This is a genomic window from Streptomyces sp. NBC_01381 (genome assembly GCF_026340305.1).
Taxonomy (GTDB): domain Bacteria; phylum Actinomycetota; class Actinomycetes; order Streptomycetales; family Streptomycetaceae; genus Streptomyces.
In genome coordinates, this window is sequence record NZ_JAPEPI010000002.1 from 2630863 (window position 1) to 2645928 (window position 15066).

Genomic DNA, 15066 nt, shown 5'->3' on the forward strand with positions numbered 1-15066 from the left:
CTTGGACGACCGCCATGATCGCCCCGCTATTCCCGGTGCGGGGGAGCGTTCATGAGGTCGCAATGAGGGGCGGGCAGGGCCTCCGCGGAGCCGACCGGTCAAAAGCTGAACACCTCACCAAGTTTTGCTTCCCCGACCCTTGACCTTCACCGTTCAACCAATCAAGACTCTGGCCCCACAGACCCGCACTGGAGCGGATGGCGCGTTCAGGTCTTGGCGCCGCCGGCCAGTTCGGCGTGCCATGAGCCGCGTTCAGGAGGCCATTTCGCCATGCCTGCAAGGACCCGCCGTGAACTTCTGAAGCAATTGGGTGGCACCGCCGCCACGTTCGCCTTCGTGGCCGCCGCAGGGTCGGCCGCCGCGGCCGTGCCCGCATCCGGGACCGCATCTGGGCCCGCATCCGCGACCGCAGAAGGCGCAGGCTCCCCGGGCGCGGCCGCCGCCATGCGCCGCGTCCGGGGGATCGTCGCCCGCCTGACCCTTGACGAGAAGATCAGCCTGGTCCACGGCGCCACCGACCCCCGCAGAGTCGGGCAGGCGGGCTACCTGCCGGGCATCGAGCGCCTCGGCATACCGGAGCTGCGCCTGTCCGACGGCCCGGCGGGCGTGAACGTCACCAAGTCCGCGACCGGCCTCCCGCCCGTCTCGACACTCGGCTCCTCCTTCAACCTCGAACTCGCCCGCGAGTACGGGGCGGTGATGGGCCGCGAGGGCCGCACCCTGGAGATGGACGTCCTGCTGGCCCCGCAGATCGAGCTCTCCCGAACGCCCTTCTTCAGCCGCAACAAGGACCAATCAGGCGAGGACCCGTACCTCAACGGCCTGATCGGCGCCGCCCAGGTCGAGGGCGTGCAGGCGCAGGGCATGCTCGCCCAGGCCAAGCACTTCCTCGCCAACAACCAGCGCCTGCACGAGTTCGACCGCGAGAAGCCGGAGAATTCGTACGACTTCATCGTCGACGACCGCACCCTGCACGAGCTGTACCTGCCCGCGTTCGAGGCCGTCGTCCGCGCCGGCGTCTCCTCCGTGATGTCGGCGTACAACCACCTCAACGGCAAGTGGAATTCCGAACAGAGCACCACCCTCACCGACATCCTCCGCGGCGAACTCGGCTTCAAGGGCTTCGTCACATCCGACTGGGGCGCCACCCACTCCACGGCCGCGCTCGAAGCCGGCCAGGACATGCAGATGTGGGACGGCTCGTTCTACGGAGAGCCCCTGAAGAAGGCGATCAAGGACGGCTCCATCCCCGAGGCCGCCCTGGACACCGCGGTCTCCCGCATCCTGGGCCGGTACGACGCCTTCGGCATGCTCGACGGCAGCCGGGTCCCCGCCCGAAAGCGGATCGACGTCGAGGCCGGCGCACGCGTGGCCCGCGAAGTCGCGGTCCAAGGCGCGGTGTTGCTGGCCAACGACGGCGGACTCCCGCTGTCGCCCACCGCCTTGCGCGACCTCGCGCTCATCGGCCCGACCGCGGGCCAGGTCGCGACATCGGTCTCGGGCGAGCGTGCGTACGGCTTCGAGGAGCGCCTGGTCAGCCCGCTCGCCGCACTGCGCCGCACGACAGGGCGGAAGATCGCGTACGAGGTCGGGGTCGACCTCACGGGCACGGCTGTCCCCGCATCCGCGTTCCCCGAGGGCCTGGCCCGCAAGGGCGGTGGCGGCACGGACAAGAGGGTCGACTTTGTCGGCTCCGAAGCGCTTCCGGTCGGCACGACGGCCGAGTGGACCGGCACCTTCGTGCCGCCCACAACGGGCGAGTACGCGCTCAAGATCCAGGGCTGGGGCGCGGCGGTCTCGCTGAGCCTGGACGGCAAGGAACTGACGACCGCGGCGGGCGCCCGTGACAGCTTCGCGCGCAAGTGGTCCTCGATCGTCCCGACCACGGACGGTCTCGACAACGGCCAGGCCGAGCCCGTGGAGCTCACCTGCGGCAGGTCGTACAAGGTCGTGGTCAAGGCGACCGGCTGGGCGGCGACCATCGCCGAACGCGGCCGGGTCCAGGTGCGGTTCGCCTGGGTGACGCCTGAGCAGCGCACCGCGTCCATCACCGCGGCGGCTCGCCTAGCCCGGCGCGTGCACACCCCGGTCGTCTTCGCGTTCAACGGCTCGGGCGGCTCGGTGGGCGGTGGCGGCGACTTCAGCACCCTCACGCTCCCCGCCCACCAGGACGAGCTGATCACGGCGGTCGCCAAGGCCAACCCGCGTACGGTCGTCGTCCTCACGACCGGCTGCCCCGCGACGATGCCGTGGCGCCGCCAGGTCGGCACGATCCTGCACACCGGGTACGTCGGCCAGGAGGGCGGCTGGTCCACCGCCGACCTGCTCACCGGCCGCGCGAACCCGGGCGGCAAGGCCACGGTGACCTGGCCGAAGAAGGACACGGACCACCCCACCCTGGACCCCGCACACCCCGAGCGCTACTACGGCGTCGACGGAGTGGTCACGTACAGCGAAGGCATCTTCACCGGCTACCGAGGCTTCGACAAGGCGGCCATCGAGCCCCTGTTCCCCTTCGGGCACGGCCTGTCCTACACGGAGTTCGGCTACAGCCGCCTCTCCGTGCGCCGCGAGGGCGCGGGCTACGAGGTGTCGTTCACGGTGACCAACCGGGGCCGCCGCAAGGGCGCGGAGGTGCCGCAGGTGTACGTGGGCGCGCCGCGCGGCACGGACGTCGAGATGGCGGTGAAGACGCTGGCGGCCTTCGACCGCGTGGAGCTACGGCCGGGGCAGTCGCGCCGGGTCACGCTGCGAGTGGACGAGCGCCAACTGTCGTACTGGGACACGGAAGGTGGCCGGTGGGTGCGTCCCGAGGGCCGCCGCGCGGTGTACGTGGGGTCGTCGTCGCGGGACATCAGGCTGACGGGGGCGGCGAGTTGAAGGCCTGACGCGACGCTCCGATCCACTGCCCGGCCCGCTCTGCGGGAGCCGGGCAGTGGCGTATGTACTCCCAGCTGTGCTCTCAGCCGCGCGCGGCGAACCCCACGAACTGGGCCCAGGAGGTGGGGGAGAGGGCCAGCTGGGGGCCCTGCGTGTTCTTGGAGTCGCGTACGTGGATGGTGGCGGGGCAGGCGGCGACCTCGACGCAGTCGCCGCTGGATCCGCTGCTGTAGCTCGACTTGTGCCAATCGAGGGCGACTTCGACGCAGTCGTCGCCGGAGTCTCCGCTGTAGCTGCTCTTGAACCAGGCCAGTTCGTAGGTGCTCATAGCGCTCCTCGCGGTTGCTTCAGCAGGCTCACGGAGTCCTCGGGGGTGAGGGCCTGCGAGCGCAGTTTCGCATACCGCATCTGGAGCACACTGATCGTTTTCGGCTCGGAGATGAGCTGGCCGGTCTCCTGTCCCTCGATGTAGCCGAACCACTGATTCTCCGGGACCTCAAGGAGCCGCATGGGGCCGTTCATCCCGGCATGCACGCCTCGCGACAGCGGCATGACCTGAATCTCGACGTTCCGCAGGGCGGTCAAGTCCAGTAGGTGGGCGGTGAGTTCATCGGCGACCTCCGTGCCTCCCGTGCGGCGCAGCAGCACGTGCTCGTCGAGGATGAAGCAGAAGGCGGTGTTCTGTCGCTCGCGCAGCATGCGCTGTCGCTCCTGGCGGGCGGTCAGTTGGGTCTCGATCTGGTCGTCCGTGAGCAGGGGCACGCGGTTGTCGAAGAGCGTCCGCGCGTAGGCCGCCGTCTGCAACAGGCCTGGGACGACCCGGCATTCGTACGTGTACAGGCTGATCGCCAGCTCTTCGAGCCCCGCCCACTTGCGGAACCAGGCAGCGAGACCTGGCTGCCGCCCCACCTTCCTGGCCGCCTTGCGCAGGATTCCGTGTGCGTTCAGTGCCACCTCGGCGCGCTCCACGAAATCCTCCGGAGGTAGTCGTCTGCCCTGCTCCACGGAGGCCACGAAGTGCGCCGAGTAGCCGACGAGTGGGGCCAACTCCTGCTGGGTGAGGCCCGCGTGTTCGCGAAAGCCTTGAAGGACCGCGCCGAATGTCTGGAGGCTGTCGTTCGGTTCGGGTTCACTTGAGTTGTTGCAGTCGGTCATGTCCGGTACCCCCGGTGGGTGTGAGGTCAACCCCGCCAAGCCACCCATGGTCACGGTCGGTCACCGGTACTGTCCACCCTTTGTGCTCGTACGCTGACGCAGCGTACGAGTGGTGTGCGTGGAGAACGGGGGTGGGGAACGCCACCGTTGAGTCATGCCGACGAATGCCACCCCCCAAGTCCCGGTCACCGTACGTATGTTCACGCAGCGCCTGAGCTCTACACCCCGAGGCGCCCGCCTCGCCCGACACCTCGTGGCGCACAGGCTGGACGCGTGGGGCTACCCGTACGCGTCCGAGGCCAACGAGACCGTGACGCTCATCGCCGCCGAACTCGCCGCCAACGCTGTGCGGCACGGGCGGGTGCCGGGGCGGGACTTCCGGATCCGCCTCTTCGAGGCGGGGGATCGGACCGTACGCGTAGAGGTGACGGACCAACGCGGCGAACGGCTGCCTGTGGTGGCCGACGTGACCGCTGATGGTGAGGGCGGGCGGGGGCTGCTTCTGGTTGCGGCCCTCGCGGAGAGGTGGGGTGTGGAGCGGGGTTCGGGCGGTTCGGGAGGTGCGGGCCGAGGCCCGGCGAAGACCGTCTGGGCCGAAGTGGCCGTCGGGTCAGGGTGAGGTGGGGCGCAGATCGCGCTGGATGAGGTCGGTCGCTTGCGGCCGGTTCGGGAGTGCGAAAGGGCTGGAAGGCAACTACTGCGGCTGGCCCGGATCGTCGTGCTGCGCTGCTGCGTTGAATGTCTCGTCGACAGCGATGACGATGATCTGGTCGCGTTCGGCAGTGCCGAGTGATGACGGCAGCACGTCGTCCCCGGCAAGCCGGTCCCGGACATGCCGGACGATGACCTCGCGCTGGGGTACGGAAACCCTGCTCCGCAGATCGCTGTAGACGGTCCACGCCAGCGTGGCAACGCTCACGATCAGGGCACCCAGCGAATCGAGGTCCGCGTACTGGTCGGGGTGCCTGGTGGCTCCGCGCGTGTGAAGGGCGACTTCGACGTCGTCGGCGAGGGCGGGCCGGGCGGAAGTGGTAAGGCGTTGAGCGGAGGCGCGGGCGATGAACTCAATCGGGACGGCCATGTGAGCGAGCAACCTTCCTTAGACGTATCAGTCGGCAGAGGGCGGAGAAGCGAGGATGTATTGACGCACTTGAAGGGGCAGGGGCTTACCTGTAATGCTCTGCCAGGCTCGCTCCAGGGCCTCGATACCTAACTCCTGGGACAAACGACTGAGGTGATGTGGTCCGGGGCCGGTCGCAGGGTGCGGGAACTCCTCGAACAGCGCCACGCACTGGACAGTCCATTCCAAGGCTGCAGAATGCTGCCCCCGAGCTTCGGCAAGGTGGCCTAACTGCCCATAACTGGCGGCCATGCCGGGGCGGTTGTGGAGTTCCTCCTCAATGGTGAGGGATTTGCGGTACCACTCCTCTGCCTCGTCTAGTCGTCCGCGGTCCTGGGCGACCAGGCCCAGTTGGTGGTAGCTGGCGGCCATGCCGGGGCGGTTGTGGAGTTCCTCCTTGATGGTGAGGGATTTGCGGTACCACTCCTCGGCCTCGTCCAGCTGTCCGCGGTCCTGGGTGACTACGCCCAGTTGGTGGTAGGTGGAGGCCATGGCGGGGCGGTTGTGGAGTTCCTCCTTGATGGTGAGGGATTTGCGGTACCACTCCTCTGCCTCGTCCAGTCGTCCGCGGTCCTGGGCGACCCGGCCTAGCTGGTGGTAGCTGGTGGCCTTGCCGGGGCGGTTGTGGAGTTCCTCCTTGATGGTGAGGGATTTGCGGTACCACTCCTCTGCCTCGTCCAGTTGCCCGCGGTCCTGGGCGACGCTGCCCAGTTGATGGTAGGTGGAGGCCATAGCGGGGCGGTTGTGGAGTTCCTCCTTGATGGTGAGGGATTTGCGGTACCACTCCTCGGCCTCCTCCAGTCGCCCGCGGTCCTGGGCGACCCGGCCTAGCTGGTGGTAGCTGGTGGCCATGCCGGGGCGGTTGCGGAGTTCCTCCTCAATGGTGAGGGATTTGCGGTACCACTCCTCTGCCTCCTCCAGTCGCCCGCGGTCCTGGGCAACGGCGCCCAGCTGGTGGTAGGTGGCAGCAATTTCTCTGCGCTGTGCAGGGGACCCGTGACCGTCTTCCAGGGCTCGGAGAATTGCACGATATGCGCTTTCGGCATCGTCGAGTTGTCCAGCCCGAAGTGCTCGGTTGGCTTGGGAGCCAACCGCAAACCCCCAGAGAGTACCTGCGACTGTGCTCAGGTCAGGCGGGGTGCCGTCCGGTGCCTCTACGGCAAGCCTCACGCGGTCGAGCCATCCACGTGCCTCCTCATCCAGCCCCCGCATCTTCCAGTGTTCATCCAACGCCTGGACCAGAGCGTGCGCGTGCTCCCAAAGATGGTGGTCGAGGGAGTATCCGAGCATGTTTCCCAGCATCCTGTGATGCAGCGTGAGGAGTGCCATGGCCAACTGGGCATCTCCGCTGCCCAGTTGATCGCTGAGCCAGGTGCTGAAGGATGAATGGGCGCTGAGGAGCCCAAGAACAGCGGCAGTTCGCTGGTCCCCGTAGGCGGCGCCGGCTTCGGATTTCCATCGGGCGGCCAGGCAGGCAGGCAGCGCTGGATGTATCCGATACATCCTCGACCTCAGCGGTACGAGCAGGCCCACAGCGGCTGCCCGCTCCAGCAGTTGCTCCCATTCGTCTGCGGTGCGGTCGCGAAACTGCTCGGGAAGCTCCGGCACCGCGGAGAAAGCCCGCAGCACGTCGGCATCGGCGACGCCGTGCAGCAGGCTGAGTACGTTCATCGCCCGCTGGTCGTCGCCGGGCAGGTGATCGAAGGAGTACGCGATGCTGGCCGGTAACGACGTGGTGCGCCCTCCATCGTCTTCCCCCGGCAATGCCTTGACGCCCTGAAGGCCTTCCAGGAGATCGCGCGCAGCGGTGGTGTCCAGATGGGGCAGCACGAGCCGCATGCTGAGTGGATGGCCGTCCAGCCATTGCATGACCTCGCCGAACGCCCGCGATTCCCGGCTCTTGCGGGTGTCCGGATACGGGGCGAGAAGGTCTTCTGCGTACTGGGCGGCTTCCTCGATCTCCAGGCCTCCGACTCGGACACGGCGGAAGCCCGTGCCCAGCCAGGGCTCTGCGGAGCGGCTGGTGATGATGATGGTGCTCTTGCCGTCACGGGCCACGAGGGTGAGGAATTCCTGCATGGATTCCTGTTCCTGCTTGGAGAGGGGTGGCGTGGCTTGCCCCGGATCGGGCATTTCGTGCACTGATTCGAAGTTGTCCCACACCAGCAGCAGCCGACGGCTCTTGAGTAACTTCTCCACTGTGGCTTGGCGTTGTGCGGCATCCTGACGGAGAAACGGGGAGTCGACCTGATCCCCGAAGACACAACGCCCGACGGTGTTGATGACACCTTCGAGCCCGAATGAGGCCACACCAGGCTCGAAGGAGTGCCAGATCACCCACTCCGGCCGGCCGAGCGCGCCCGTGTCGCGATACCACCGGCCGAACTCTTTGGCCAGTTCCGTCTTCCCCGTTCCACCGGGACCGTGCAGGATCACGACACGCTGCAACCGGGCGGCGACCTCCAGCTTGTAGAGCAGCTTGTCGCGGCCGACGAACTCGCCTTCTGCCACCAGCTCCTGGCCCTGACGTGCCCTCTGCCCGGTCTCGGGCTCTTCGCGCAGCTGGTCGAGGATGCCGTCCAGTGAATCCCCTGCCTCGCGCTCGGTACGCAAGCCGGGGAACCGCACCTCGCTGCGGGTGTACAGGACCGGGACCATCCAGTCCGAAAGCGCCAGCTTCCCCTTCAGCGAGGGCCGCTCATCGCGCAGAGCGAGTCGACGCCGCCCCGCCGAGACCGCCTCGGCCATGCGGTCGCCGGCGAACAGTCGCTCGTAGAAGGCGGCCATGAACTCCGACGCGGCCACCGCGTACACGCTGTACGCCATCGCCACCACCGAGGCCACACCCTCCTGCAGCAACCGGGTCGCCACCGCCGCCTCGACCTGCGAGCCGACTTCGGCCGACTGGCAGGCGTTGAGGACGACCACCGGCACCTGCGCCCCGGCCAGCACCTGTGCCACCCGCCCCGCGGGCACCAGGTCGCTGCCCCCGCTCGGCTTCTCGAACACCAGCATGCCCTGGGGGCCTGGGTGTTGGAACATCAGCGGACCCCAGGCGCCGGCCACCGTCGCCTGGCCGAAGACTCCGTGGCCGTCGAAGTGCACGACCTGGAACGGCTCACCGGCTTCCCGCGCCTGCGCCAGGACTTGCCCCAGTCGCTCCAGGGTCGGGGGCCGCAGCACCACCAGGTCCACACTCCCGCGTACCGCCTCCAGGCGGCGCAGCAGTGGCCGGGCGATCATCTGATACCCGACGTCCGCCTCGCCGGCCGGACGGGAGATCACCATCAACACGCGCAGCCGCGAACCGGGGACGGTGAACACCTGCTGCATGTCGCCGGTCTGCAAGCTCCGGGAGATCGCCACCTGATCGAGCCCGATCGGGACCGTGCGCCCCGGATCAGTCATCAACTCCCATGGCAGGCCCAGCCGTTCGGCAGACCCCGACCGCAGCACGATCTCGACGGGCCCGCTCCTCGCCCGGGCCGCCACGTACGCCGCCTTCGCTTCCTCCGTGGCGAAGAGCGCAGCGAAGATCCGGGCGCCCCACTCCGGCAACTTCGCCGCAACCTGCGGCCCGCGCTGCTCATACACGCCGAACGGCATCCGAAGGTACTGCTCCAGATACCAGCGAAGGTCCGCCATTTCCTGCTCGTCCAGCGGCCACACGCATTCCGTGGGATCTCCGGCAGGGCGGGGGTACTGCTCCGCAGCGGGCCACGACGACACCTGCGCCCGGCCGTCCGCTCCCAGGTCCACCAGCAGTCGCTCTGTCACAGCCCACCCCCGTGTCACCAGAAGTAGATCTCGCGCTACTCATCGTGATGGCGACGGGGGCATTTCATCACAGCATCACCGGGTTGGTCACTGAACGCGTCTGTCAGACCAAGGAATAGCGCCGAGTTGGAACACTGCCCGGCGGCGCACCGCGCGGGCCTTGCCCATCCGCAGGTGGCGGGGAGTGCTTGAGTCTCCAGTGGGGGGAGACATCAAGGTGGGGGACATGGACGGCGACACGCTCTACTCGATCGGTGATCTGGCCCGGCGGACCGGTCTGACGGTCAAGACGGTCAGGTTCTACTCCGACGAGGGGATCGTGCCGCCCGCCGGCCGCAGCCCGTCCGGCTACCGCCTGTACGGCACCGACGCCGTCGCCCGCCTCGGCCTCGTACGCACCCTGCGTGAACTGGGCGTCGATCTCGCCTCGATCAGGAAGGTCGTGGACCGGGAGGTCTCGCTGCCCGAGGTCGCCGCGGCGCACGCCGACGCCCTCGACGTGCAGATCCGCGTGCTGCGTCTGCGGCGTGCGGTGCTCACAGCGGTGGCCAAGAGGGGCTCCACCCCAGAGGAGTTGGACCTCATGCACCAGTTGGCCAAGCTCTCCGAGGCCGAACGTCGACGCCTGGTCGACGACTTCCTCGGGTCTGTCTTCGACGGACTGCGTGACCACCCCGCCTTCGCGGCGGTCGTCCGCTCGATGACCCCCGAGCTGCCCGAGAGCCCCGAAGCCGAACAGGTCGAGGCGTGGGTGGAGCTCGCCGAACTGTTCCAGGACACGGATTTCCGCTCCACCATGCGGGGAATGGCCCGCGACCTGGCGACCGACCGGGCCCTCGACGACGCCACGGGCCTGCCCCGCATCCTCGCTGATGCCGTCCGTGCGCAGGTCACCCCGGCTCTGACGGTCGGCATCGACCCGGCATCCCCCGAGGCCGATCCGATCGTGTCGGCGCTCACGGCGCACTATGCCCACATCGTCGGGCTGCCCGACGACCCCGCCCTCCAGCGGCGGTTGGCGGCTCGCCTGGAGAGCATGGGCGACCCCCGCAGGGACCGCTATCTGCAACTGCTCGCCGTGATCAACGGATGGCCCGCCCCGGAGAGTCTGGCGCCGCCGCTCGCCTGGATCGTGCAGGCGCTGCGTGTCCGGTTGCCTTGATGGCACCCACGGAGCTGACCGAGGCCGGGCCGCGACGGCTGAACGCCGGCTACCGGGAACTGATACGGGTTCCCGGCTTCTGGCGGCTCGCCACCGTCGGCATGGTGTCGAAGATCCCGCCCGCCATGGCCGGCCTGAGCCTGCTGCTTCTGATCGGCCGCGACTACTCGTACACGACCGCAGGTCTCGCGGTCAGTGGCTCGGCGATCGGTCAGGGCCTGACCGCGCCCCTTCGCGGACGGCTGGTCGACCGCCATTCACCCCGCCCTGTCCTGCTCACCTGTCTCGCCGGATACCTGACGGCCACCGTCCTGCTGCTCCTGGCGGTGCGCGGCCGCGGATCCGTCGCCACCGTCGTCGCGCTCGCCGGAGCCATGGGGGCGAGTGCCCCTCCCGTGGCCGTCATGATGCGCTCGGCCTGGCGCTGCTCCACGGGCACCCGGACGACGGCCACGGCGATGTCCCTCGACTCGTCCATGATGGGTGCCGCGCTGATCGGCGGTCCGGTGCTCGCCAGTTGGCTGAGTCTGTCGGTCTCGCCCGTCGCGGCCTTCGCCGTCATCGCGCTCATGACGGCCGTTGCGGTCGGCCTGCTGCTCAACTCCCCGTACGAGCAACCGAGTTCGGCTGGACCCAGGCGCCGGCTCGGGCCGCTGGTGTCCGCGCCCCTTCGACGTCTGCTGGCCGCGAACGGCCTCTTCGTCGCGGCGGTCACCGCCGTGGACGTGGTGCTGCCCATCTACGCGCAGGAGCACCACGCGGCGGGTTTCACCGGCCTGTACCTGGCGGTCCTGTCCATCGGGAGCATCCTGGGCAGCTTCGCCCTGGGAGCCGTACCGAACCTGCTGTCCCGGGGGCGTGTGATCTCCGCACTGCTCGGCGTGTTCGCCGCGGGTTCCGGTGCCCTGGCGCTGGCCACCCGGTTCTCCCCACTGGCCGTCCTGCTGATCTGCCCGCTCGCGGGCCTGGCGATCGGCTCCGCCTTCGCGGCCCTGCGCACGGTCGGCGGCGACCTCGCGCCCGAGGGGCAGGCCGCGGAGACGATGTCCTGGCTCAGCAGCGTCGACATGGCGGGCGGCGCGATCGGGGCGGCCGTGTTCGCGCACATCGCGGTCGCGGAGGGAAGCAGGGGCGCGCTGCTGCTGATACCGGCGGTCCTCTGCCTCGCCGCGGTGATCGGCTGGAGCACCCGGGAGCGCGGCCGAGCCCTCAGTCCCGCCCCTCGGCAAGCCGGCGCTTGAGGACCGGCTGTCACATTCGGGAGTGCTGTCCGGTCTGAGCGGGTGAACCTGACAGCCATGCGGGACCCGGCATCGCCGGGCCCGCACTCCCTTCGGAGGTTGCCACCCGTGACGAACCCGATCCTGGTGACGGGCGCCGACGACAGACTCGGCGGCAGCCGCGGAACGCTCCGCGCCGGTCTTGTCTTCCTGGGCGCGGCACAGTTCATCGTCGGATGCTGGGCGTTGTTCTTCCCCCGCTCGTTCTTCGACATCCCCTGGGTGGGCATGCGGATGTCGTACAACGCCCATCTGATGATGGACTTCGGCGCCATGAACCTGGCCATCTCGGTGCTCCTCGGCGTCGGCGCCGTCACCATGCGGCAGACCATGGTCCGCACCGCCCTCGCGGTGTACCTCGTCTTCGCTGCGGCGCACCTGGTCATCCACATTCAGCTGCTGCACCACCTCACGCCCGGCCAACGCGGGCCGGTGCTTGCCGCGTTGACGACGGCGGTCGTGATTCCGGTGGTGCTGTTCGCGCTCACGGGCCGGGCCTGGCGGGGGAGCGGTAGCGGCAACAGGCTCTAGCCAGGTCCTGGCGGGCTCGGCTGTTTCGGGCTCGGTCGAAACCCCTGGGGCGCATCGCCCGGCTTCCGTAACTTTCTGGCTCGTAAGAGGTCACGAAGTACGGGGGAAGACCTGATGCGCAGAACAGTCGCGCGGCTCGGGGCGGTGCCCGCCGCCCTGGTCGTACTCGCCGCCTGCGGCGGACCACAAGGATCACAGGGATCACAACACGGCAGCGCGCCCGCCGGCCGCCTCGAACGGCTCACCGCCACCCAGGAGGCCAAGCTCGACCGGGCCGAGGAACTGCTCATCCAGCGCTGCATGAAGCGCCAGGACCTGACGTACTGGCCCGACCGCCTGCGCACGCCGGACGAGCGGAAGAACGTCCGCCTCGTCCTCGACGACACCCGCTGGGCGCGCAAGTACGGCTACGGCGGCGCGCTCCACCGGCGGACGCAGCAGGAACGGAAGAAGGACCCCAACTCCGCCTACCAGCGGGGACTTTCCGAGCGTGAACAGCAGCGATGGGACCGGGCCTTCTTCGGCGACGAGGACAGCCGCAGCGTCAGCGCGCGGGTGCCGACCGGGGGTCGCGTCGGCACTTCGCTCGACGGCTGCCTCGCGCAGGGGCAGGACATCCTGTACGGCGGTCTGCCGCGGTGGTTCCGCGTCAGCAAGGTCGCCGAGAACCTCACCGGCCTCTACGCCGATGACCTCAAACGGGACCGACGGTTCAGGGACGCGGTGCACAAGTGGTCGCGCTGCATGCGCGGCGCAGGGCACGACTACGCCACTCCCGAAAAGATCCGTGACCGGCTTCCGGAGCTCAACGAACGACTGTCTCCGGATCGCGCACACGCCGCGGAGGTACGGCTCGCCGTGGCCGAGGCGCAGTGCGCACGCTCCAGCGAACTCGGGCGCACCGCCCGCGAGTTGGAGCGGAAATATCGCGACAAGGCCATCGGTACGCGGTACCGGGCCGACGTCGACACCTATCTGCGACTCCAGCACCGGGCGCTGACCACGGCCGACACGGTGCTCGCAGACCGCGGCTGACCCAGCCGTATCCGGCAATTCAACAAGGAGAGGTACAACCATGCGCAAGTCCATCGCGGCCGTCGTCACGGCCGGATTCCTGAGCCTCGGGGCCTTCGCGCCCTCGGCGCTCGCCAAGACCGCCGCCCCCTCGGGTGACGTGGACACCAAGGTGACGCACTGCAACAAGGTCTGGCCGCAGGCCAACAGGGGGTACGTCTACGCGTACGACCGCACCGACTGCAAGGGTTACGTGGGCAAGTCCAAGGGTGACGACGACAAGTACTCCAACAGGAGCAACAACAAGGCGACATCGGTGCTCAACAAGGGCACCGGGAGGTATGACACGGTCGTCTTCTACGACGGCGCGAACCAATCGGGCGGCGAGGCCTGCCTGAAGCGGGGCGAGAAGTTCGCCGACGACCTCCGCGACAACAAGCTGTCCAACGGGCAGACGGCCAACAACCAGTTCAGCTCCCACCGGTGGGTCCACGACACCGTGGCGTGCAACGAACTGACCTGACGGGCTCAGCTCACTGGGGCCGGGCGACCCGCAGCAGCAGCGCGTGCAGGGTCGCCCGTTCCTCCCGCGACAGCGGCGCGGTCAGCTCGTCGGTCACCCGGCTTGTCGCGTCGCTGTCGCGCAGGTAGGCGCGGCCCTTGTCGGTGAGCACGACGATGCGGCTGCGGCGGTCGCCGGGGGCCGGGCGGCGTTCGACGAGACTGAGCCCCTGGAGGTCGTCGACCAGGCCGACGATGGCGCTCGGGTCATAGCCGAGCGCCGTGCTCAACTCCCGCTGCAGGGCGCCCTCGACGGTGGCCAGGTAGCGCAGCAGTGCGTAGTGGCGCAGCCGGAGGCCCGACTCCTGGAGTGCGGAGTTGAACATCTGTCCCGAGCGCAGACCGAGCCGGTAGAGGAGGTAGCCGGTGTCGGCGTGCAGCTCGCGCATCCATGGCTCGTCCGCGTCGACGGGCCGGGCGGACGTGGTGGCGTCGGGGGTCCTGGGAGCGGTCATGGGTCCAGCATGCCGCATTCTCGATTACGACCGCAATCATTGACGGCAACAATGATTTGTCTTAGCTTCCTTTCTCAGATCGCCCCGGCCGTCGTGTCGCCGGGGGCGTGCCGGTGAACTCGCCGTTCACCGTTGCCTGTTGAAGGGAAACTCTTCGTGCTGGACTCCTCCGCTCCCGATGCCCTCGATCTCAGCAGCAAGGTCGCCGTCGTCACCGGCTCCGGGCAGGGCCTCGGACTCGCGTACGCCACCACCCTCGCCGCGGCCGGCGCCGCCGTCGTCGTCAACGACATCGATCCCGAAGCCGCCGAGCGGGCCGCCAAGTCCCTGCGGGATGCGGGCGCACGCGCCGTCGCCGAGCCCGTCGCCGTCGGCACCTCCGAGGCCGCAGACCGCCTGGTGGCCCGCGCCGTCGACGAGTTCGGCCGGCTCGACGTGCTCGTCACCAACGCGGGCATCCTGCGCGACCGCGTGCTGTGGAAGATGACCGACGAGGATTTCGATGCCGTCGTCAGCACCCATCTCCGGGGTACGTTCACCTGCGCTCGCGCCGCTGCCGTCCGTATGCGGGAGCAGGGCGAGGGCGGCAGTCTGATCCTGGTGGGCTCGCCCGCCGGCCAGCGCGGCAACTTCGGGCAGACCAACTACGCCGCCGCCAAGGCGGGCATCGCCGCGATGGCCCGTACCTGGTCGATGGAGCTGGCCAAGGCCCGCATCACCGTCAACGCGATCGTGCCGGTCGCCGCCACCGCCATGACCGAGACCATCCCCGCCTTCGCGCCCTACATTGAGGCGCTGCGGGAGCGGGGCGAGCCGCTGCCCGGCTTCCTGCGCAAGGGCGAGGGCTTCGGCACCCCCGAGGACTGCGCCGCCCTCGTCCCCTTCCTCGCATCGGACGCGGCCCGCGACGTCACGGGGCAGTGCGTCGGCATCGGCGGCGACCGCCTCACCCTGTGGTCACACCCGCAGGAGGTCAACACGGCGTACGTGGACGGGGGTTGGAGCCCGGAGACGATCGCCGCCGCCTGGCACACCTCCGTGGGCAGCGCCCCGCAGTCCGTCGGCATCCCCGCGCCGAAGACACCGGAGGCGGCGAAGGCATCGAAGGCGCCGGTCGCGTGACCGCCGCCG

At 69.0% G+C, this 15066-nt stretch carries 13 protein-coding genes; 8 read left to right on the top strand and 5 right to left on the bottom strand.

What is annotated here, in order from left to right:
* The first annotated feature begins 270 nt into the window (after positions 1 to 270).
* Positions 271 to 2880 (top strand): beta-glucosidase, encoded by a 2610-nt coding sequence (locus OG453_RS33285; RefSeq protein ID WP_266872270.1) that lies wholly within the window; start codon positions 271 to 273, stop codon positions 2878 to 2880.
* 82 nt (positions 2881 to 2962) lie between these two features.
* Here the strand turns inward: OG453_RS33285 and OG453_RS33290 are convergent, their stop codons facing one another.
* Both OG453_RS33290 and OG453_RS33295 read right to left on the bottom strand, forming a co-directional pair.
* Positions 2963 to 3208 carry a DUF397 domain-containing protein gene (locus OG453_RS33290; protein WP_266872271.1) on the bottom strand — a complete coding sequence of 82 codons (246 nt, stop codon included), beginning with the start codon at positions 3206 to 3208 and terminating at the stop codon, positions 2963 to 2965.
* Positions 3205 to 4035 carry a helix-turn-helix transcriptional regulator gene (locus OG453_RS33295; protein ID WP_266872272.1) on the bottom strand — a complete coding sequence of 277 codons (831 nt, stop codon included), beginning with the start codon at positions 4033 to 4035 and terminating at the stop codon, positions 3205 to 3207. Before OG453_RS33295 ends, OG453_RS33290 begins: the two co-directional genes overlap by 4 nt.
* Positions 4036 to 4189: 154 nt before the next feature.
* On the opposite strand from OG453_RS33295, the gene OG453_RS33300 reads away from it, so the two are divergent.
* The gene (locus OG453_RS33300) at positions 4190 to 4654 is read left to right on the top strand and encodes an ATP-binding protein (protein ID WP_266872273.1); all 465 of its coding nucleotides are present in this window, start codon (positions 4190 to 4192) and stop codon (positions 4652 to 4654) included.
* Positions 4655 to 4729: 75 nt separating this feature from the next.
* On the opposite strand, the gene OG453_RS33305 is transcribed toward OG453_RS33300, so the two are convergent.
* Together OG453_RS33305 and OG453_RS33310 are read right to left on the bottom strand one after the other, a co-directional pair.
* Positions 4730 to 5116: a hypothetical protein gene (locus tag OG453_RS33305; RefSeq protein WP_266872274.1), complete on the bottom strand. Its 387-nt coding sequence runs from the start codon at positions 5114 to 5116 to the stop codon at positions 4730 to 4732.
* A 27-nt stretch (positions 5117 to 5143) separates the two neighbouring features.
* Positions 5144 to 8932, bottom strand: a complete 3789-nt coding sequence (locus OG453_RS33310) for a tetratricopeptide repeat protein (RefSeq protein ID WP_266872275.1) — start codon at positions 8930 to 8932, stop codon at positions 5144 to 5146.
* Between the two features lie 226 nt (positions 8933 to 9158).
* Between OG453_RS33310 and OG453_RS33315 the strand changes: the two genes are divergently transcribed.
* The 5 genes from OG453_RS33315 (at position 9159) to OG453_RS33335 (ending at position 13442) form a co-directional block, all read left to right on the top strand.
* Positions 9159 to 10094, top strand: a complete 936-nt coding sequence (locus tag OG453_RS33315) for a MerR family transcriptional regulator (RefSeq protein ID WP_266872276.1) — start codon at positions 9159 to 9161, stop codon at positions 10092 to 10094.
* A complete protein-coding gene (locus OG453_RS33320) occupies positions 10094 to 11335 on the top strand; it encodes an MFS transporter (protein WP_266872277.1) in 1242 nt (413 codons plus the stop codon). The genes OG453_RS33315 and OG453_RS33320 overlap by 1 nt, the downstream gene beginning before the upstream one ends.
* A 108-nt stretch (positions 11336 to 11443) precedes the next feature.
* A complete protein-coding gene (locus OG453_RS33325) occupies positions 11444 to 11905 on the top strand; it encodes a hypothetical protein (protein WP_266872278.1) in 462 nt (153 codons plus the stop codon).
* A 114-nt stretch (positions 11906 to 12019) separates the two neighbouring features.
* On the top strand, positions 12020 to 12940 hold the full coding sequence (locus OG453_RS33330; protein WP_266872279.1) for a hypothetical protein: 921 nt from the start codon (positions 12020 to 12022) through the stop codon (positions 12938 to 12940).
* 40 nt (positions 12941 to 12980) lie between these two features.
* Positions 12981 to 13442: a hypothetical protein gene (locus OG453_RS33335; protein ID WP_266872280.1), complete on the top strand. Its 462-nt coding sequence runs from the start codon at positions 12981 to 12983 to the stop codon at positions 13440 to 13442.
* Between the two features lie 10 nt (positions 13443 to 13452).
* Here OG453_RS33335 and OG453_RS33340 read toward each other — a convergent pair whose 3' ends face one another.
* Positions 13453 to 13935 carry a MarR family winged helix-turn-helix transcriptional regulator gene (locus OG453_RS33340; protein ID WP_266872281.1) on the bottom strand — a complete coding sequence of 161 codons (483 nt, stop codon included), beginning with the start codon at positions 13933 to 13935 and terminating at the stop codon, positions 13453 to 13455.
* A gap of 159 nt (positions 13936 to 14094) precedes the next feature.
* Here OG453_RS33340 and OG453_RS33345 point away from each other — a divergent pair, with 159 nt between their 5' ends.
* Positions 14095 to 15057 carry an SDR family NAD(P)-dependent oxidoreductase gene (locus OG453_RS33345; RefSeq protein WP_266873219.1) on the top strand — a complete coding sequence of 321 codons (963 nt, stop codon included), beginning with the start codon at positions 14095 to 14097 and terminating at the stop codon, positions 15055 to 15057.
* Positions 15058 to 15066 lie beyond the last annotated feature (9 nt).